The organism is Streptomyces sp. cg35 (genome assembly GCF_050410835.1).
Lineage (GTDB): Bacteria > Actinomycetota > Actinomycetes > Streptomycetales > Streptomycetaceae > Streptomyces.
In genome coordinates, this window is sequence record NZ_CP191268.1 from 402,698 (window position 1) to 420,797 (window position 18,100).

Consider the following 18,100-nt stretch of genomic DNA (forward strand, 5'->3'; position numbering starts at 1 on the left):
AGGAGCCTTTCGGTGGTTCCGGTCGGTGGTTCGCAAAGCCGGTTCACGGGCTCCGGAGGGTCCGCGGGACACCGGCGCGGACGACCGCGGCCGCTCGGAGCCGGTGGGTTCCGGTGCGGGTGGCGCCGTCGGCGTCGGTCATCGTCACGGCCTCCTCGGTCAGCCGCAGCAGGGTCAGATCGGCCGCGGCGCCGGTCCGCAGCGTCCCCAGCTCGCCGTCCAGTCCGATGACCTGGGCCGCGTGCAGGGTCGAGCAGCGGATCACCTGCTGCGGGGTGAGGCCGAGCGCGAGCAGTTTGGTGAGGGTCGCGACGAGCGAGTGCACGGGACCGTCGACATTGCGGTTGTGGAGGTCGGTGCTGATGGTGTGCGGGGTGAAGCCCGCCGCCAGGGCCCGCTCGGCGACGGCGAAGTTGAGGCTGGCGCTGCCGTGTCCGACGTCGAGGCGGACGCCGCGCGCGACGGCGGCCCGCGCCTGCGGTTCACTGCCGAACAGGCCGCCGGGCTTGCCGTGGAAGGCGTGCGTGACGACGTCGCCCTCCCCCAGCAGGTCGAGTACGTCGCCGAGGTGCGGGGGTTCGTTGCCGACGTGGACCATCACGGGCACGCCGGCCCGGGCCGCCACGCGCTTCGCGGCCTCGAGGGGCGCGAGCCCGCTGTCACCGAGGACCGAGGCGCTCATCCGTATCTTCAGGCCGCGCACCTGGTCGGGGTGTGCGCGCAGCACCTTCTCCGTCGCCGCCTCGTCGATGTCGCCGGGGCCGCGCGAGAGCTCCTGCCTCCCGTGCACGAGTCCGTGCCGGGAGATGTTGAGCCAGCTCAGCACGCGGGTGGCGGCCGGGCGGACAACGTTGTCCCCGAAATCGTCCCAATCGTCACTGCCGCAACTGCCCGCGTCCACGATGGTGGTGACGCCCTGGTCGACGCCGACCGTGTCCGCGGGGACACCGAGATCGGTGCCCGGCTCGTAGACGTGGGTGTGCAGGTCGATCAGGCCGGGTGCCACGAGCAGTCCGGTGGCGTCCAGACGTTCCGCGCCGGTGAGGGTGCCGGGGGCGCCGACCGCCGCGATGCGGCCGTCACGGACGGCGAGGTCCCCGGGCGCGGGCTCCGGCCGCAGCGGATCGGCCAGCAGCCCGCCCGTCACCACGAGATCGAATCGTTGCGGGCGCACGGAGGGAGATCCGTGTACAGCCATGGACGGCCGCCTTTCCCGAGCGTGAGAGTGGTGCGCGTGGAGCGGCCGCCGGGACGGACAGCCGGATCTGCACCACGCTCCGCACCACGAGGAGACGATGTGCGCGTTCCGTAGAGTAGAATGACGTTCCGCTGTACGGATCGATTGGCAACATAGCCCGCTTCTCCCCGGAGGGTCAATGGAACCGAGCAAGCCCGCGAATTCCGTCGCCAAGGCGCTACGGGTGCTCCATGCGGTGGCCCGTGCCGACGGGCCGCACCGGCTGGGCGACATCGCGGAGCGCTCCGGCGTCTCCAAGGCCTCCACCCATCGGGTCCTGGCCACCCTGGTCGAGGAGGGGTACGCGGCACCCGACGGCGAGGGCCGCTACGGGTGCGGCGTCCAACTACGGGCGCTCGCGGCGCAGGTGCTCGCCGACGACGCGGTGGGCATCGACTCCGTACTGCGCGCCCTGCAGCAGCGGCTCGGCCAGGCCGTCCATCTGGCCGTGCTCAGCGGCGACCACGCGACGTACACGCACAAGGTCGACCCGGGGCACGCCTACCGCATCGCCACCGATGTCGGCACGCCGCTGCCCCTGCACGCCACCGCCGCCGGCAAGGCCCTCCTCGCCCATCTGCCGCCGGGGGAGGTCGCCGACATCCTCGGCCGCACGGGGCTCGCGGCGCGCACGTCGCGCACGCATACCGACCCCGCCGCCCTCACCGACGAGTTGGCCGCGATCCGCGCCGCGGGGTACGCCACGGACTACGAGGAGGCGGACGAGTCCATCTGCTCCCTCGCCGCGCCGGTGCTCGACGCCGACGGCACGGCGGTCGGCGCCGTCTCGGTCTCGTCCCTCACCTTCCTGGTCACGGAGGGGCAGTTGGCGGAGTTCGCGCCGGCGGTCGTGCAGGCGGCGCAGGACGTCTCCCGCAGGCTGTGATCGCAGCGAAAAGGGATGCCGCCCCTCCCGGCAGGGGCCGCATCCCTGGGTGCGCACGTCAGCGCCGGCGCCAGCGTCAGAGGATGTGAATACGCTCCAGCTCGCCGTCCGTCGTACGGATCATCAGCTCGTGACCCTTGGCCCGCTCGCGCTCCACGAACCCCAGGAGCAGCAGGGCGCGGTTGATGACGTCCGCCTTGCTCACCCGCCCGGTCTCGGCCAGTTCGTTGACCGCGACGACAGCCGGCGGGGCCAAGGTGACGGAAAGGCGCTCGCTGGGCGGGTGTTCCGGATGTCCTGTCATGGTGCGGCCTCCAGTTCTGTGACTCTTCCTCCGAGTGAACCACAGAAGCACCATTCACGCACCAGATATGCACCACATCGCGACCGCGCTCCCGCTGCCCGGGCGAGCCCTATCTGGTCGAGGAACCGCGTCGGCGCCGACGGGGCGGGAAGGGGGTCTCGTCGTCCTCCGCGTCGGGCAGGTGGGTGTCGCCGTCGGACCAATGGTTGATCCAGCCGCAAGCACCGCAGGCGTAGCGGCCGTTGACCCCGGCGACGACCGTGCCGCAGCCCCCGCACTGCTTCTCGGTGACCTGCTGCCCGGCCAGGAACTCGGCAGCGGCCGCCGCCGTCTCGACGTTCTGATCATGCGAGTTCATGGGCGGCGCCTACCCAGCCGTGCGCCCCCTCAACTCCTCCGCGCGCCCTCTTCGTCCCGTCGTCAGGCATCGTGCTTGTCACCGAGCGCGGACAGCAGCAGCGCCTCGGGCGCGACTCCCTCGGTGTGCCGCAGCATCGCCTCGTACGCGGAGTCGCCGAGCTTGGCCCGCACCGTCGCCTCGGTCTGGCGGCGCAGAGGCTCGACTTCGGGGGTGCCGCGCTGCAACAGGCCGACGGCCCGCCAGTACTCGACACTCGCCCCGAAGGCCGTGGCCGCGCGCTCGACCTCCCCCTGCTCGGCGCAGCTCGCCGCCAGCAGGTCCAGGCCCATCGCGATGCCGAACTGGTCACCGATGCGGCGCTTGGCGTCGAGCATGTTCCGCGCGTGCGCGCCCGCGGCCCGGGTGCGGTCCTGGAACAGGGCGATGAGCGCGAGTTGATAGTCCAGGTAGGAACGCGTCCAGTACTCGCCCAGGCGCAGGCAGGTGCCGCGCAGCGCCTCGGCGTCCTCGCGTGCCTGTTCCAGATGGCCGCTGCTGGTGAGCGCGAAGATCCGTACGAGCTGGCACAGCATGGTGCCGAAGGTCGGCGCCGACCGCGCCGCCTCCGCACGCGCGTCGTCCTCGGTGCGCGGTGCCGGAACACCGCTCAGGGCGTCGTCGGCCCGGTGCAGGGCCAGGATCGGGCGGGCGTCGAGGAGCGCGGCCAGCCCCTCCAGATACGTGGCCTGCCGCACGCCCTCACGATCGCCCAGGGCCGAGGCCGCCCGCAGACTCTCGGCGGCGAGGGCCCGCCCCTCGGGGTGGTCTCCCTGGAGGATGCGCGCGAGACCCAGCGACCACAGGGCGCGGGCCCGGTGCGGGTCCTCGTCGTCGGCGTGCTCCAGCGCGAGTTCCACGTAGTACATCGCTTCGTGCAGATGCCCGCAGCAGACCCAGAAGAAGGCGACGTTGCCCGCCATTTCCAGGGCCGCCGGATCGTCCGAGCCGAGCAGGAACGACACCGCGGCGCACACGTCGTGGTAGAGGTCCCGCATCCGCGCGTACCAGTAGGACTGGGACGGGCCGAGCCACTCGCGGCGGGCGCGTCGGGTGAGCTCCAGGATCGCGGCGGCGTGCCGGGCCTCGACGGCTGTCTCCTCGTCGAGATTGCGCAGCCACATCCGGCCGTAGGCGCGGACGGTGTCGAGCATGCGGTACGCATCCCGGTCCCGGACCACGACGGACCGGTGGACCAGGCCCGCCAGGGCGTCCCGCGCGTCGTCGGGTGTCAGCGGACCGCCCGCGCAGACCTCGACGGCGAGCTCGGCGTCGAACGGGGCGGGGAAGACCGCGAGCCGTGCCCAGAGCAACCGCTCGACGGGGTGGCACAGTTCGTGGCTCCAGCCGACCGCGGTGCGCAGGGCCCGGTGCCGTAACGGACGCAGGTCGGGCTGGTCCGGCAGGTCGAGGCCCGCGCGGATGCGGGTGGCCGTCTCCTCCAGCGAGTGGTGGCTCAGCTGGGCCGCCGCGAGTTCGAGTGCCAGCGGCACGCCCTCGAGGCGGTCGCAGACGAACGTGGCGAACAGCCGGTCCTCGGCGCCGCGCAGGGGGCGCCCCGCCCGGGCCGCCCGGTCCTCGAACAGGGTCAGGGCGTCCGTCGCCGGATCGAGCGGCCCGATGTCGACGAGGACCTCGCCGGGCAGATCCAGGGGTTCGCGGCTCGTGGCCAGCACCGTGAGACGGGGGCAGGCCGCCAGGAGCACGGCCACCAGGTCCCGGCACGCGGCGGTCAGATGCTCGCAGGAGTCCAGGACGATCAGCAGCCGGCGGTCCCCCACCCAGGCGCACAGCACGTCGGCCATCATGCGCGGCGTGTGGTCCGACAGGTCGAGGGCGTCGGCGACGACGGCCGCCAGCAACTCGTCGCCCTGCAGAGGCCAAAGATCCGCCCAGCACACCCCGCTGAAGCCGTGTGACGCCTCACCGGACACGGCATGCAGGGCGAGCCGTGACTTTCCCGTCCCGGGACCGCCGACGACGGTCACCAGCCGGTCATGGCGGAGCGCCCCCGCCAGCCGGTCCAGCTCCTCGGTCCGGCCCACAAAGGTGTTCGTCTCGTCCGGATGGTTCCTCAGCACGGTCCAAGTCTTCCTCAACACTGGCGCGAAGGCGCCTTGTTGTGACTAATCCGCCCGCACGAGTGGCCTCATCCGTGACATCACGGTGTGTTCAGCTCGGCGAAATCGACGCCGTCCGCGACACCGCCGTACCCGCCCGGCCCGAACAACTGCTCGGCGGCCCGGCCGATCGTGGCGTAGGCCGCCTGCGCCACACCGGCTCCGAGACTGACCCGGGCCACCCCCACCGCCCCCAGCTCGGCCACGGACGGGGCGCCCGGACCTGCCATCACATTGAGCGGTACGGGGATCCCGGCCGCCAGGGCCGCGACGGTCTCGAGGTCGACGACACCGGGGACGAAAATGCCGTCCGCGCCCGCGTCGACATAAGTGCGCGCCCGCTCCAGCGTCTGCTGCAGCCGGTGCTCCGCGGCGCCGAGGCCCTTCAGATACGTATCGACACGGGCGTTGAGGAAGAGGTCGACGCCCTCCTGCTCGGCGGTGGCCCGCGCGGTCGCCAGGCGTGCGGCGAGGACGGCCGGAGGACGGCTGCCGTCCTCGATGTTGACGCCGACGGCCCCGGCCGCGAGGACCTCCCGCACCGTCTGCGCCACGCCCGACTCGTCGTCGCCGTATCCGGCCTCGATGTCCGCCGTGACCGGCACCGTGACGGCGGCGGCGATCCGGGCGATCGCGCCCATCGCCTCCGCGCGTGACAGGACGTCGCCGTCGGGGCGGCCCAGCGACCAGGCGACACCGGCGCTGGTCGTCGCGACGGCGGGGGCGCCCGCCCTCTCCACCACGCGCGCGCCGGCGACGTCCCAGACGTTGGCGAGTGCGAGCGGACGGGCGGACGTGTGGAGTTCGCGGAACAGTCGGGCTTTGGTCTGCTGCGTGCTGGTCATACCGGGAGTCAAGCAGCGCCGCCCGGCCGTGGTCCGGCAGGAATCCGACACCTGCGTGACACGGGATACGAGCCCCGCCTGAGGACGTGGGGCGAGGCTCACGGCACCCCGGGTCGGGCTTCGTCCCCTGCCGCGCGCCACCTTTCTTACCGCCGAGTACGATCTCTGGTGTCCTGTTCCGATCCGTACCAGCGCCGCCGGGAGCCCCTGTGTCCGCGTCCCCCCGCATCCAAGTCGGTTCCGTAGTCGAGGACTTCACCCTGCCGGACGAGACGGGCACGCCCACGTCGTTGTCGTCCCTGCTCGCCGAGGGTCCGGTGGTCGTGTTCTTCTACCCGGCCGCCATGACGCCCGGCTGCACCGCCGAGGCCTGCCACTTCCGGGACCTGGCCGCCGAGTTCGCCGCGGTCGGCGCCCGGCCCGTGGGGATCAGCTCGGACGACGTCGAGCGCCAGCGCGAGTTCGCCGGGCTGCACACCCTCGGGTTCCCGCTGCTGTCCGACCCCGAGGGCGTCGTCCGTGGCCTGTTCGGGGTGGCCCGCGGCTTCGGGCCGCTGCCGACCAAGCGGGCCACCTTCGTCATCGGGACCGACCGGCGCGTCCTGGAGATCGTGCGCAGCGAGTTCCGGATGAGCGCGCACGCCGACCGGGCGCTGGCGGCCCTGCGCGCCGACGCCCGGTAGCGGCCGTCGGCTCAGCGCCGGCTGCGCACCAACAGGTACACGAAGTACGGCGTTCCGATGACCGCCGTCATCAGCCCGGCGCCGAGCTGCGCTGGGGCGATCACGGTCCGCCCCAGCAGGTCGGAGGCACACACGAGCGTCGCCCCGAGCAGCATCGCGACGGGGACGACCCGGACGTGCCGACGGCCCACCAGCGCGCGGGCCGCGTGCGGCGCGACGAGGCCGACGAAGCCGATCGTTCCGGCGGCGGCCACCGCGGTGGCGCTGAGCAGGACGCTCAGCGCGAGGAAGCCGAGCCGGCCGCGGGCGAGGTCCAGGCCGAGCAGGCGCGGGGTGTCCTCGTCGAGGGAGACCAGGTCGAGTTCCCTGCGCCGGGCGACCGTCACGACGGTGGCGAGCACGAGCACGGCGGCGACGGGCAGGACGTCGGGGCCGGTGCGCCCGTACGTCGAACCGGACAGCCAGATCAGGGCCTTGGTGGCGCTGAACCGGTCGGTGACCACGATCAGCAGGCTGATCAGCGAGGTCGCTCCGGTGGCGACGCCCATGCCGATCAGGACGAGCCTGCTCTGCCGGAAGCCGCCCTTCGCCGCGAGCCCGAACACGAGCGCGGCGCTGACCGCGGCGCCCGCGAACGCGGCCCCGGCGATGCCCCACGCCCCGGTGCCGGGTGCGCTGGTGACGATCAGCACGGCGCCGAGCGCCGCTCCGCCGGAGACGCCGAGGACACCGGGTTCCGCGAGCGGGTTGCGGGTGACGGACTGCACGAGGGTGCCGGACAGGGCGAGCGCCGCGCCCGCGCACAGGGCCGCGAGGACGCGGGGCACGCGGGTGTCGAGCACGAAGGTGACGGCCTGCCCGGCCTGCCCGCGCGCCCAGTTGACGACATCGCCGAGCAGCAGCGTGCTGTCGCCCACGAGGACCGCGGCGATGGTCGCGCCGACCAGAACGACTCCGAGGACGACCACGGTGACCGTGAACGCGGCCCGGCTCGGGATGCGCAGCCGGTCGGGCGGCGCGGCGGCCTCGCCGTCGCGCATGCGCAGGGCCATCGCGACGAGGAAGACGGCGCCGACGACACTGGTGACGACGCCCGTGGGCACGGTCACCGCCGTTTCGGCGGAGGTCACGGCACGCAGCAGGACATCGGAGCCGAGGACGAGTGCCGCGCCGACCAGCCCGGCGACGGGGATGCGCAGCCGGTGCCGTACGAGGGGACGGATGCGGCGGGCGAGCGGCCGGACGAGTGCCGGTGCGCACAGTCCCACGAAACCGATCGGGCCGGCGAGCGTCACCGACGCCGCGGACAGCAGCGAGGCGAGGACGACGGCGGTGATCCGGGTGCCGCGCACGGAGACGCCCAGACCGCGTGCCGCTTCGTCGCCGAGGGCCAGGGCGTCGACGCGGCGGGACACGAGCACGAGGCCGGCGAGCCCGGCCAGGACGACGGGCGCCATGCGGGCGACGCCGTCGAAGCCGTTCTGACTGATGCTGCCCTGGGCCCATTGGTAGAGGCCGTCGGTCTGTTCGGGGAAGAGGAGGAGCAGTCCGTCGGTGACGGCGTAGAGCCCGAGGGCGAGGGCGCTGCCCGCGAGGACGAGACGGACGGTGCCCGTACCGCGCCCGGCCAGCGTGAGGACGACCGCGGCGGCGGCGAGGCCGCCGATGAACGCCACCGACGACGACGCCAGCAGCGGCAGGCTCGCGCCGCTGACGGTGAGCACGCTGAGGGCGAGGTATGAGCCGGCGTTGACGGCGAGGGTGTCGGGGGCGGCCAGGACGTTGCGGCTGACGGCCTGCAGGACGGCGCCGGCCGCGCCGAGCGCGACGCCGACGAGGATCCCGGCGATCATCCGGGGCAGCCGGGAGGCCACGACGACGGAGGCGTCGCCCTGTTCGGCATGGCCGGTGAGGGCCCGCCACACCTGGCTCGCGCCGACGGAGGCGGTGCCCTGGGTGATGTCGACGACCGCGAGGACGGCGACCAGGAGCACGAGACCGGCCGTCACCGCGACCGCGCCCGAGGGGGACGTGGCCGTGCGCTCGGGCGTGGCGGCGGGGGTTGCGGTGACGGCCATGGCGCTACTTCGTCAGGGCGCCGACGATGGCGTCGATGTACTTCTCCATCGACTTCGGTCCGCCGAACATCCAGATGCCGTCGTCCAGCCGGTGCACGTCACCGGACTTGACGAAGGACAGCGACTTCCAGACGGAGTTGCCGGCGAGGTCCTTGGTGAACACGTCGTCCTCGGCCTTGTTGCCGATGTAGGCGAACTGCACGTCGTCACCGAGCCCGGTGAGCCCCTCGACGTCCGTGGTGGCCAGGCCGTAGTCCTTGTCGCCCTTGATCTTCCAGGCGTTCTTCAGGCCGAGGTCCTCGTTGACGGCGCCGACGAGGGAGTCGCCGGTGTAGGCGCGGACGGACACCTGGTTGGAGGCGGCGTACCCGTCGGCGAAGGCGAGCTTCGCGCCGTCGGCTCCGGCGTCCTTCAGGGCCTTGCGGCCCGCGGCGAGCTTGGCCTCGTACGAGGCCTCGGCGGCCTTGGCCTTGCTCTCCGTGCCGGTGGCCTTGGCGATGACGTCGAGGGTGTCGTTCATCTGCCCGACCTGGTCGGCGCCGTCGGCCGACTTCACCTGGAGGACCGGGGCGATCTTCTTCATCTGCTTCACCGCGGACGCCGACAGGTCGGTCGTGGTGACGATGAGGTCGGGGGCGAGCCCCGCGATGGTGTCCATGCTGGGCTCGCCGCGGGTGCCGATGTCCTTGGGCGAGTTGGTCAGCGGCGCGGCCGTGTCCCAGGCGGTGTAGCCCTTGACGTCGGCGACGCCCACCGGGTCGACGCCGAGGGTGACGAGCGACTCGACGACGTTCCACTCGGTACCGACGACCTTGGTGGCCGGGCGGTCCAGGCTCACCTTGGCGCCGTTCGCGTCGGTGAGGGTGATCTTCTCGGACTTGGCGGCGGCGTCGTCCTTGGCGGGCTCGGACGTACCGCAGGCGGACAGGAGGAGGGCGACGGCGGTGCCGGCGGCCGCGGCGAGGAGGGAGCGTCTCATGACGTGCTGTGGAGCCTTTCGCTTCTGCTGTGGTGCCGGCCTATCGCGCGTGTGCGCAGTCGGCCGGTGAGGGGGTCGGTGTCGACGTCGATCCGGATGCCGTACGTCTCGGAGAGGCGTTCCGGTGACAGGACGTCCTCGGGCGGTCCGTCGGCGATGATGCGCCCGGCGTGCAGCAGGGCGATCCGGTCGGCGACGGCCGCGGCCTGGTCGAGGTCGTGCAGGACGACGCCGACCGCGATGCCGTCGTCGTCCGCGAGGTCGCGCATGAGGTCGAGGAGTTCGATCTGGTAGCGCAGGTCGAGATAGGTCGTCGGCTCGTCCAGCAGGAGCACACCGGTCTCCTGGGCGAGGCAGCCGGCGAGCCACACCCGCTGCAACTGGCCGCCGGACAGCTGGTCGACGCCGCGGCCGGCGAGTTCGTGGACGCCGGTCAGGGCGAGCACCCGGTCCACGACGGCGGCGCCGTCGGGGTCCGTACGGCCCCATCGTCCGCGGTACGGGTAGCGGCCGAACTCCACCACGTCGCGCACCGTCAGCCCGCCGGGCGTGGGACGCCCCTGGGTCAGCAGGGCCACCCGGCGGGCGAACTGACGCGCCGTGAGGTCGAAGCCGTCAGCGGCGTCGGCCGTTCCGGGGTCGAGGGTCAGGCTGCCGAGTCGCGCGGCCTGCAGCCGGGCGATCGTGCGCAGCAAGGTGGACTTGCCGCTGCCGTTGGGCCCGACGAGGGCGGTCACTTCACCGGGCCTGAGGACGAGGGCCGCGTCGTGCACGACGTCGACGCCGTCGTACGACACGGTCACCTGCGCGGCCGACAGCTCGTGACCGCGCGGACGTGGGGCGCTGCCTGCGCGTTCACCAGATCTCACGGCGTGAAGGTTAGCCTAACCTTACTCGTCCGAGAACCACCCCCCTCCCCCGAACTCGCCCCGTCAGTCCGGGCGGCATCTTGTTTCAACGTACACATACATGCATAATGTGCTTATGCATAAGCCGGTCATGGACTCTCAGGACACGTCGGTGTCGCCCGAGGACCTGAACATCGCCCTGGAGCACATGGTCCGGTACGTACGGCGCAGCGCCGTCGCCGGCGGACTGAGCACAGCGGCCTCCTCGGCGCTGGCCCGGCTCGGCCGTGAAGGTCCGCACCGGCTCACCGACCTGGCCCGCGCCGAGGGCGTCTCGCAGCCGAACATGACGCAGCTCGTCACGCGGATGGAACGGGCCGACCTGGTGCGCCGCGTCGCGGACAACAGCGACGGACGCGGCGTGCTGGTCGAGATCACCGGCACCGGCACGGAGGTCTTCCACCGGCGCCGCGCCGAACGCACCCTGGCGCTCCAGGAGTTGGTCGACGGCCTCAACGAGCCCGAGCGCCGCGCGGTGCAGGTCGCCCTGCCCGCCCTCGCCCGCGTCATCCAGGACCGCGCCGCCCGCACCTGAGGCGGCCGCCCGCCCTCGTCAGCGCCTCACGCACCTCTCGCACCTCACGCCCCGACGTCGCGAAAGAGACCGCACATGAGTGCTCCACACGCCAGGACCGCCAGCCCTTTCACACAGCCGAAGGCCGTCTGGGCCGTCGCGTTCGCCTGCGTCATCTCGTTCATGGGCATCGGGCTCGTCGACCCGATCCTGCCCGCTCTGGCCGACAGCCTGCACGCCACACCCAGCCAGGTGTCCCTCCTGTTCAGCAGCTACCTGATCGTCACCGCGGTCGCGATGCTGTTCGTGGGCTGGTTCTCCAGCCGCTTCGGCGCCAAGCGGACCCTGGTCATCGGCCTCGCGGTCATCGTCGTCTTCGCCGCGCTGGCCGGCTCCACCGACTCCATCAACGGCATCGTCGGCTTCCGCGCGGGCTGGGGCCTGGGCAACGCCCTGTTCATCGCCACGTCCCTGGCCGTCATCGTCGCCTCGGCGAGCGGCGGTTTCGGCGGGGCGATCATCCTGTACGAGACGGCGCTCGGCCTCGGCATCGCCGTCGGACCGCTGCTCGGCGGCGAGTTGGGCGCGATCAGCTGGCGCGGGCCGTTCTTCGGTGTCGCGGCGCTCATGGCCGTCGCGCTGCTCGCCACCGTCGCGTTCGTGCCGAGCATGCCCAAACCGGCGCGCCCCACCTCGCCCCTCGCACCGCTCAAGGCGCTGCGCCACCGCGGCCTGCTGACCATGGGCCTCATGGCGCTGCTCTACAACTGGGGCTTCTTCACCATGCTCGGATACGCCCCGTACCCCATGGAGTTGAGCGCCCACCAGCTGGGCCTGGTGTTCACCGGGTGGGGGCTGCTCGTCGCCGCGTTCAGCGTCTTCTTCGCGCCGCGGTACGGCACCGCACCCGTGCTGTACGCGAATCTGCTCGGCCTCGGCATCGTCATGGCCGTGATCGCCGCGGGTGTGGCCACGCCGGCCGTGGTGATCGTGGCGGTCATCGTCAGCGGCGCCTTCATCGGGATCAACAACACCCTCACCACCCAGGCCGTGATGCTGGTCTCCCCGGTGGAGCGGCCCGTCGCCTCCTCCTCGTACGGCTTCCTGCGGTTCATCGGCGGCGGACTCGCGCCCTACGTCGCCGGCAAGCTCGCAGACGCCACGGACCTGAGCGTCCCCCTTTTACCTCGGCGCCGCCACGTTCCTGCTCGCGATACCCGTCCTCGCCAGCGGCCACCGCCTGCTGCGCCGGGCCGAGTCGGACACCGGCGGCAGCGAACCGGTCGCGCCCTCGCTCACCCCGGTCGGCGGGCCGGCCCCGACCGGGACCTCACCGGTCGTCGTCGCCGTGGGCGCGCACGACGGGGCGGCCGCGATCGTCGACGCCGCGGCGCGCATCGCCCGCGACACGCACAGCCCGCTGGAGGTGGTGCACGTCCGGCAGACCGCCGTCGTCGAGGAGCAGGCCGTCGACACCGAGGACCTCGCGGCGGGCCGCGCCGCCGTCACCGCACACCTGGACCGGCTCGCGGCCCGGGGCCTGCCCGCCACCGGCCAGCTGCTGACGGGAGTCGGCGACCACGCCGCCGCCGGCCGCGTCCTCGCCCGGCACGCTGCGGACATCGGCGCCCGGGTCGTGGCCGTCGGCAACTCGCCGCGCGGCCCGCTCGCCCAGTTCGCCGACGGCAGCTTCACCACCGCGCTCACCCATGCGGCGACCTGCACGGTCGTCCTCGTCGACCCGGCGACACCACCGCGCGCGCTCAGCGCGAGCACCCTCGCCGAGCTGCGCACCGGCAGCGCCTGATCCACGGCGGACACCGGGCCGGACACAGAAATGTGCCTCAGAGGCAAAAGATTCATCCACCATTCAACAGTCTGTTTACGATCAAGGGCCCTGCCTCGCCCTGCCCGGAGCCTCCATGCCCACGCCCCCGCCCACCGCGACCGAACGGCCGCATCCCCTGCACGCCCTGCGGGCCACCGTCTTCGCGATCGGCGCCCTCCTCCTGCTCGTCGGCGTCGGTGTCCTGCTGCACCAGCCGCTGCTGATCCCTCCGCTGGCGGCCAGCGCGGCGCTGGTGCACGGTGCGCCAGGACTGCCGATCTCCCAGCCGCGCAACCTTGTCGGCGGCCAGCTGATCTCCGCCGTCCTCGGGTTCGCCACGCTCGCGGTGACGGGAAGCAACGGCTGGGGGGCCGCCGTCGCCGCGGGCCTGTCCCTCGGCGCCATGATGCTGACCCACCTCTCGCACTCCCCCGCCGCGGCCACCGCGGTGATCGTCGTGCTGCAGGCCCCGGACCCGCTCCCGTTCCTTCCTCTGCTGGCGCTCGCGACCGCGCTGCTGGTGCTGATCGGCCTGCTGCCGGGCCGTATCGGTGGTCACCCGGTGCGCTACCCGCTGACCTGGTGACCGTCCGCTCCGGCTGCGCCGTGGGCACCCTTGCTGATAGCGTCCTTGGACCTTCCGCGTGAGTCGAGGAGTCCGAACATGGCGGGTGACGACGACATCTCCGGGTGATACCCGGACCCGACAGGCCATCGGCCGGTGCTGCTGAGCATCGCCGTCATGGCCTCGAAGTCGTCCCCTTCTCCCTGTTCCGGGAGCCCTTCCGGGCCCGCCCGTCTCTCACCAGAGGTCTTCCTTCGTGTCGGTCACATCCGTCTTCTGCCCGATCCCGCCCTCCGCCCGGCCGTCCCGGACGCGCGTCGAGGGGGCGGGCGTCCATGTCTGAACCGGCCCTGCTCGCCCACGATCTCGTCCGCACCCTCGGCACCCGCCGCGTCCTGGACGGCGTGTCCCTCACCGCCTCCCCCGGTCACCGCATCGGGCTGATCGGGGAGAACGGTGTCGGCAAGTCGACCCTGCTGCGCCTGCTCGCCGGAGCGGACGCACCGGACGCGGGCACCGTCGTCCGCCCGCCCGACCTCGGTTTCCTGCACCAAGAGATGCCGTACGACGCCGAGCGGACGCTCGCCGACGTCGTGGACGACGCGCTGCGCGAGGCCCGCGACGACCTCGCGGAACTCGAACGCCTCGGCGACCTCCTCGCCCGGACGGCGGAAGACAGCCCCGCCTACACGGAGTTGCTCGACTCCTACGGGCGGCGCCTCGAAAGCGCCCAGGCCCGAGAGGTCTGGGACGCCGACCGGCGAGCCGCCCTGGCACTGGCCGGCCTCGGCCTCGACGCGGTCCCGCGCGCCCGGACCCTGCGGTCCCTGTCGGGCGGACAGCGGGGCCGTCTTGCGCTCGCGGCGCTTCTCGTCCGGCGCCCCTCGGCGCTGCTCCTGGACGAGCCCACCAACCATCTCGACGACGGCGCCGCCCGGTTCCTGGAGGACCAACTGCGGACGCTGCCGGGCGCCGTGGTGCTGGCCAGCCACGACCGGGCCTTCCTCGACGCCGTCTGCACCGATCTGATCGACCTCGATCCGGCCGTCGACGGTCCCGTGCGGTACGGCGGCAACTACAGCTCCTACCTGGCGCAGAAGCGGGCCGAACGTGAGCGCTGGGAGCGGCGGCACGCCGAGGAGCAGGAGGAACTGGCCGAGCTGCGGCACGCGGCGGGGGTGACGGCTCATCGCGTCGCCCCGGACCGGGGGCCCCGCGACAACGAGAAGATGGGCTACGGCGTCCGGGCGAACCGGGTGCAGAGCCAGATCTCCCGCCGGGTGCGCAACGCCGCGCGGCGGCTGGAGGACCTGGAGCGCCGCCAGGTCGGCGAACCGCCGCGTCCGCTGCGGTTCCGGCCCGTCGAACTGGGGGCGGCGGCGCCGGAGACATCGGACCCACAGGCGCCTCTCGTCGCGTTGCGCGACGTGCGCGTGCCCGGCCGCCTGGGCCCGACCCGCCTCGACGTGTCGCCCACCGACCGCCTCCTCGTCACCGGGGCCAACGGCTCCGGCAAGTCGACGCTGCTCGCCGTGCTCGCCGGACGGCTGCCCGCGGAGGGCGAGGTGCGTCGGCGGGCAGGGGTGACGGTGGGGCTGCTCGCCCAGGACTCCGAGTTCTCCCGGCCGGACCGGTCCGTGCGGGAGACCTACACACGGGCGCTCGGGTTCGAGCGGGCCGACGCGGTGCCGCTGCGCTCACTCGGCCTGCTGCACGACGGCGATCTGGAGAAGCCGGTCGGCCACCTCTCCGTCGGACAGCGGCGGCGCCTCGCGCTCGCCCTCCTCGTGGCGAGCCCGCCCGGCCTCCTGCTGCTCGACGAGCCGACGAACCATCTGTCCCCGCGCCTGTGCGACGAGTTGGAGGACGCCCTGGGCACCGGTCCCGGCGCGATCGTCGTCGCCAGTCACGACCGGTGGCTGCGCGGGCGCTGGCAGGGCCGCGAGCTCCGGCTCGACGCGGACGGGCGCTGACCGGCCCGGGTAAAACGGGCACTGATCGGTCCCGGTAAAGGGGTGGGGCGTGGTCACCCACCGCGCCCCACCGCGTCGTTCACGCCAATCGACCGCACTTTTCACGCTTCCTCGGGACCGCAACGCCCTGTTAACCCGGCGATCACCTTTGCACAGCTAATCTTCTCCTTGACCTTCGGTTGACCAATCGTTGGTTTCGCCTTGACGTGCGGACGATCGGGAGGAGGGCGCGTGTTCCGAGGTGGGAAGGCCCGCGCCTGGCTGACTCTCGTCGTCGCCGCGGTACTGGCCCTGTCGTTGTTCACTTCCGTACGTGCGTTCGCTCCCGCACATGAGTCCGACCGGCAAGGCGTGTCCGCGTCCGCCGGACAGGTACCGACGGCCGGCCCCGGCGACCACACCCACCCTCGCGATCCCGTCGAGGTGTCGCGCACCCGGGACCGGCACCGCGCGGCCTCCGGCAGCACCCAACTCCCTTACCCCGCACCGCTGTCACCGAAGCAGCGAGCCACGGCCGTCGTCCCGCCCGCCCCGGCCGGAGACGTCCTCGTCCGCCCGAGCAGATCCGTGCCGGATCTCACGGCGGCGACCCTTCAGGTCTTCCGCTGCTGACAGGGACATCGCGGTCCACTCTGTCCTGCCAGCCCGACGCGCCCCCCACGGCGCGCCAGGAGGAATCACCACATCATGCAGCCCCTCATCGACAACGCCCGTACGTTCGGACAACGCCCTGAGGAGTTCGCCCGACTCGCCGAGGGCCAGTCCCCCCAGGTCCTGTTCATCACCTGTTCCGACTCGCGGGTCGTGCCGGCCCTGATCACCGGCGCCCGCCCCGGGGAACTCTTCGAGCTGCGCACCGCGGGCAACATCGTGCCCGCCCATTCGACCGGTCACCCCTGCGGGGAGACCGCCACCATCGAGTACGCCGTGGAGGTGCTCGGCGTCCAGGACATCGTCGTCTGCGGTCACTCGCACTGCGGCGCGGTCGGCGCGCTGGTGCGCGGCGACGACCTCGCGGCGGTGCCCGCCGTGCGCGACTGGCTCGCGCACGCCGCGGGCGAGGCCCCCGCACACGATCCGGCGGACCCGACCGTCGCGTCGGCGGTCCAACAACACGTGCTCACCCAGCTGTTGCGCCTGCGCTCGTACCCGTGCGTGGAGCGGCGCCTCGCGGACGGCCGGGTGCGTCTGCACGGCTGGTACTACGAGGTCCACACCGGAGGCGTACGCGAACACCGTCCCGACACCGACACGTTCGAGGTCCTGTGAGCGCCGTGATGACCAAATACCCCCACATCAAAGCGGACTTCACCGCCTCACTCGTCGTCTTCCTGGTCGCGCTCCCGCTGTGTGTGGGCGTGGCGGTCGCCTCGGGCGTCCCCGCCGAGCTCGGCCTGGTCACCGGCATCGTCGGAGGCATCGTCACAGGCCTGATGCGCGGCAGCAGCCTGCAGGTCTCCGGCCCCGCGGCCGGGCTGACCGTGCTCGTGTACGAGGCCGTGGACGAGTTCGGGCTGCCGGTCCTCGGCGTCGTCGTGCTGGCGACCGGCCTGCTCCAGATCGGCATGGGCGCCCTGAAGCTGGGCCGCTACTTCCGGGCCATCTCGGTCTCCGTGGTCGAGGGCATGCTCGCCGGCATCGGACTCGTCCTCATCGCGGGGCAGTTGTACGCGATGGTGGCCGCCGAGGCCCCGGAGTCGGGGCTCGGGAAAATAGCCGGACTGCCGGGGGCCCTGGTCGACTCCCTGAGCAGCACGCAGGCACTCGTCTCGCTGGCGCTCGGCGCCGGCACCGTCGCCGTTCTCGTGCTGTGGAAGCACCTGCCCCAGCGGGTACGGGTCGTTCCCGGCCCGCTGGCCGCGGTCGGCCTGGCGACCGCCGCCGCCGTCGTGTTCGACGCCCCCGTGGCGACCGTCGAGGTCAACGGCCTGCTGGGGTCGATCCAGCCGCCGTCCCTGGACGCCTTCGGCGAACTCGCGGGCCTCGGGCTGATCGGCACCGTCGTGGCGTTCACGCTCATCGCGTCCGCCGAGTCACTGTTCAGCGCCGCGGCGGTGGACCGGATGCACGACGGGCCCCGGACCGCGTACGACAAGGAACTGGTGGCGCAGGGCGCGGGCAACGCGGTGTGCGGTGTGCTCGGCGCGCTGCCGATGACCGCGGTGATCGTCCGCAGCTCGGCCAACGTGCAGGCCGGGGCGCGCACCAAGGCGTCCCGCGTGCTGCACGGCGTCTGGCTCCTGCTGTTCGCGGCGCTGCTGCCGGCCGCCCTGGCGTACATCCCGATCCCGGCGCTGGCCGGTGTGCTGGTGCACGCCGGGGCCAAGCTCATCCCGGTGCGGGCGCTCGTGACGCTGTGGCGCGAACACCGCGGTGAGGCGCTGATCCTGGTCGTCACCGCGGTGTCCATCGTCGCGGTCAGCATGTTCGAGGGCGTGCTCGTCGGTGTCGCCCTGTCCGTCGTCAAGACGGCCTGGGACGCCTCGCACGTGAAGCTGGAGGTCATAGACAAGGGAGCCGGGCCGGTCCAGGCGTACCTCACGGGCAACGCGACGTTCCTGCGGCTGCCGAAGATCCTCGACAGCCTGGAAGCGCTGCCGAAGAATCGTCCCGTCGAGCTGCACCTGGCAGGCCTCCACCATCTCGACCACGCGTGCCGGACCGCGCTGGAGAGCTGGGCGGAGCGGCACAGTTCCGCGGAGACGGAGCCGGTGAAGGTCACCGCCAACTGACGGACGGAACGGGCCCGCCCATCGTGCAGGTGCACGGTGGGCGGGCCCGTT

General features: G+C 72.6%; 16 protein-coding genes and 1 pseudogene. 9 read left to right on the forward strand and 8 right to left on the reverse strand.

Going from position 1 to position 18,100, the window contains the following annotated elements:
* Positions 1 to 43: 43 nt before the first annotated feature.
* On the reverse strand, positions 44 to 1,174 hold the full coding sequence (locus ACQUQD_RS02105) for an amidohydrolase/deacetylase family metallohydrolase (protein WP_428950165.1): 1,131 nt from the start codon (positions 1,172 to 1,174) through the stop codon (positions 44 to 46).
* A 202-nt stretch (positions 1,175 to 1,376) separates the two neighbouring features.
* Here ACQUQD_RS02105 and ACQUQD_RS02110 point away from each other — a divergent pair, with 202 nt between their 5' ends.
* Positions 1,377 to 2,123 (forward strand): IclR family transcriptional regulator, encoded by a 747-nt coding sequence (locus ACQUQD_RS02110; RefSeq protein WP_428950166.1) that lies wholly within the window; start codon positions 1,377 to 1,379, stop codon positions 2,121 to 2,123.
* Positions 2,124 to 2,199: 76 nt separating this feature from the next.
* On the opposite strand, the gene ACQUQD_RS02115 is transcribed toward ACQUQD_RS02110, so the two are convergent.
* The 4 genes from ACQUQD_RS02115 to ACQUQD_RS02130 form a co-directional block, all read right to left on the reverse strand.
* Complete coding sequence (locus tag ACQUQD_RS02115) at positions 2,200 to 2,427, reverse strand: hypothetical protein (RefSeq protein WP_428950167.1); 228 nt, start codon at positions 2,425 to 2,427, stop codon at positions 2,200 to 2,202.
* 109 nt (positions 2,428 to 2,536) lie between these two features.
* Positions 2,537 to 2,785, reverse strand: a complete 249-nt coding sequence (locus tag ACQUQD_RS02120) for a hypothetical protein (RefSeq protein ID WP_428950168.1) — start codon at positions 2,783 to 2,785, stop codon at positions 2,537 to 2,539.
* A 62-nt stretch (positions 2,786 to 2,847) separates the two neighbouring features.
* Positions 2,848 to 4,905, reverse strand: a complete 2,058-nt coding sequence (locus ACQUQD_RS02125) for an ATP-binding protein (RefSeq protein WP_428950169.1) — start codon at positions 4,903 to 4,905, stop codon at positions 2,848 to 2,850.
* 80 nt (positions 4,906 to 4,985) lie between these two features.
* Positions 4,986 to 5,789 (reverse strand): isocitrate lyase/PEP mutase family protein, encoded by an 804-nt coding sequence (locus tag ACQUQD_RS02130; RefSeq protein ID WP_428950170.1) that lies wholly within the window; start codon positions 5,787 to 5,789, stop codon positions 4,986 to 4,988.
* A gap of 209 nt (positions 5,790 to 5,998) precedes the next feature.
* Here ACQUQD_RS02130 and ACQUQD_RS02135 point away from each other — a divergent pair, with 209 nt between their 5' ends.
* Positions 5,999 to 6,472 (forward strand): peroxiredoxin, encoded by a 474-nt coding sequence (locus ACQUQD_RS02135; RefSeq protein ID WP_428950171.1) that lies wholly within the window; start codon positions 5,999 to 6,001, stop codon positions 6,470 to 6,472.
* Between the two features lie 11 nt (positions 6,473 to 6,483).
* On the opposite strand, the gene ACQUQD_RS02140 is transcribed toward ACQUQD_RS02135, so the two are convergent.
* The 3 genes from ACQUQD_RS02140 to ACQUQD_RS02150 are packed head-to-tail and all read right to left on the reverse strand — an operon-like array spanning position 6,484 to position 10,398.
* The gene (locus tag ACQUQD_RS02140) at positions 6,484 to 8,550 is read right to left on the reverse strand and encodes an iron ABC transporter permease (RefSeq protein WP_428950172.1); all 2,067 of its coding nucleotides are present in this window, start codon (positions 8,548 to 8,550) and stop codon (positions 6,484 to 6,486) included.
* A 4-nt stretch (positions 8,551 to 8,554) separates the two neighbouring features.
* Positions 8,555 to 9,529, reverse strand: coding sequence for an ABC transporter substrate-binding protein (locus tag ACQUQD_RS02145; RefSeq protein ID WP_428950173.1), 975 nt, complete (start codon positions 9,527 to 9,529; stop codon positions 8,555 to 8,557).
* Positions 9,526 to 10,398, reverse strand: coding sequence for an ABC transporter ATP-binding protein (locus ACQUQD_RS02150; RefSeq protein WP_428950174.1), 873 nt, complete (start codon positions 10,396 to 10,398; stop codon positions 9,526 to 9,528). The genes ACQUQD_RS02145 and ACQUQD_RS02150 overlap by 4 nt, the downstream gene beginning before the upstream one ends.
* Positions 10,399 to 10,528: 130 nt before the next feature.
* Here ACQUQD_RS02150 and ACQUQD_RS02155 point away from each other — a divergent pair, with 130 nt between their 5' ends.
* The 7 genes and pseudogenes from ACQUQD_RS02155 (at position 10,529) to ACQUQD_RS02185 (ending at position 18,049) form a co-directional block, all read left to right on the forward strand.
* Positions 10,529 to 10,972 carry a MarR family winged helix-turn-helix transcriptional regulator gene (locus tag ACQUQD_RS02155; protein ID WP_428950175.1) on the forward strand — a complete coding sequence of 148 codons (444 nt, stop codon included), beginning with the start codon at positions 10,529 to 10,531 and terminating at the stop codon, positions 10,970 to 10,972.
* A gap of 75 nt (positions 10,973 to 11,047) precedes the next feature.
* Positions 11,048 to 12,758: pseudogene (locus tag ACQUQD_RS02160) on the forward strand (MFS transporter).
* 115 nt (positions 12,759 to 12,873) lie between these two features.
* Positions 12,874 to 13,365 carry an HPP family protein gene (locus tag ACQUQD_RS02165; RefSeq protein WP_428950176.1) on the forward strand — a complete coding sequence of 164 codons (492 nt, stop codon included), beginning with the start codon at positions 12,874 to 12,876 and terminating at the stop codon, positions 13,363 to 13,365.
* Positions 13,366 to 13,679: 314 nt separating this feature from the next.
* A complete protein-coding gene (locus ACQUQD_RS02170; protein ID WP_428950177.1) occupies positions 13,680 to 15,317 on the forward strand; it encodes an ABC-F family ATP-binding cassette domain-containing protein in 1,638 nt (545 codons plus the stop codon).
* Between the two features lie 231 nt (positions 15,318 to 15,548).
* Positions 15,549 to 15,929 carry a hypothetical protein gene (locus ACQUQD_RS02175; protein ID WP_428950178.1) on the forward strand — a complete coding sequence of 127 codons (381 nt, stop codon included), beginning with the start codon at positions 15,549 to 15,551 and terminating at the stop codon, positions 15,927 to 15,929.
* Between the two features lie 75 nt (positions 15,930 to 16,004).
* Positions 16,005 to 16,586 (forward strand): carbonic anhydrase, encoded by a 582-nt coding sequence (locus ACQUQD_RS02180; RefSeq protein ID WP_428950179.1) that lies wholly within the window; start codon positions 16,005 to 16,007, stop codon positions 16,584 to 16,586.
* 8 nt (positions 16,587 to 16,594) lie between these two features.
* Positions 16,595 to 18,049 (forward strand): SulP family inorganic anion transporter, encoded by a 1,455-nt coding sequence (locus ACQUQD_RS02185; protein WP_428950180.1) that lies wholly within the window; start codon positions 16,595 to 16,597, stop codon positions 18,047 to 18,049.
* Positions 18,050 to 18,100 lie beyond the last annotated feature (51 nt).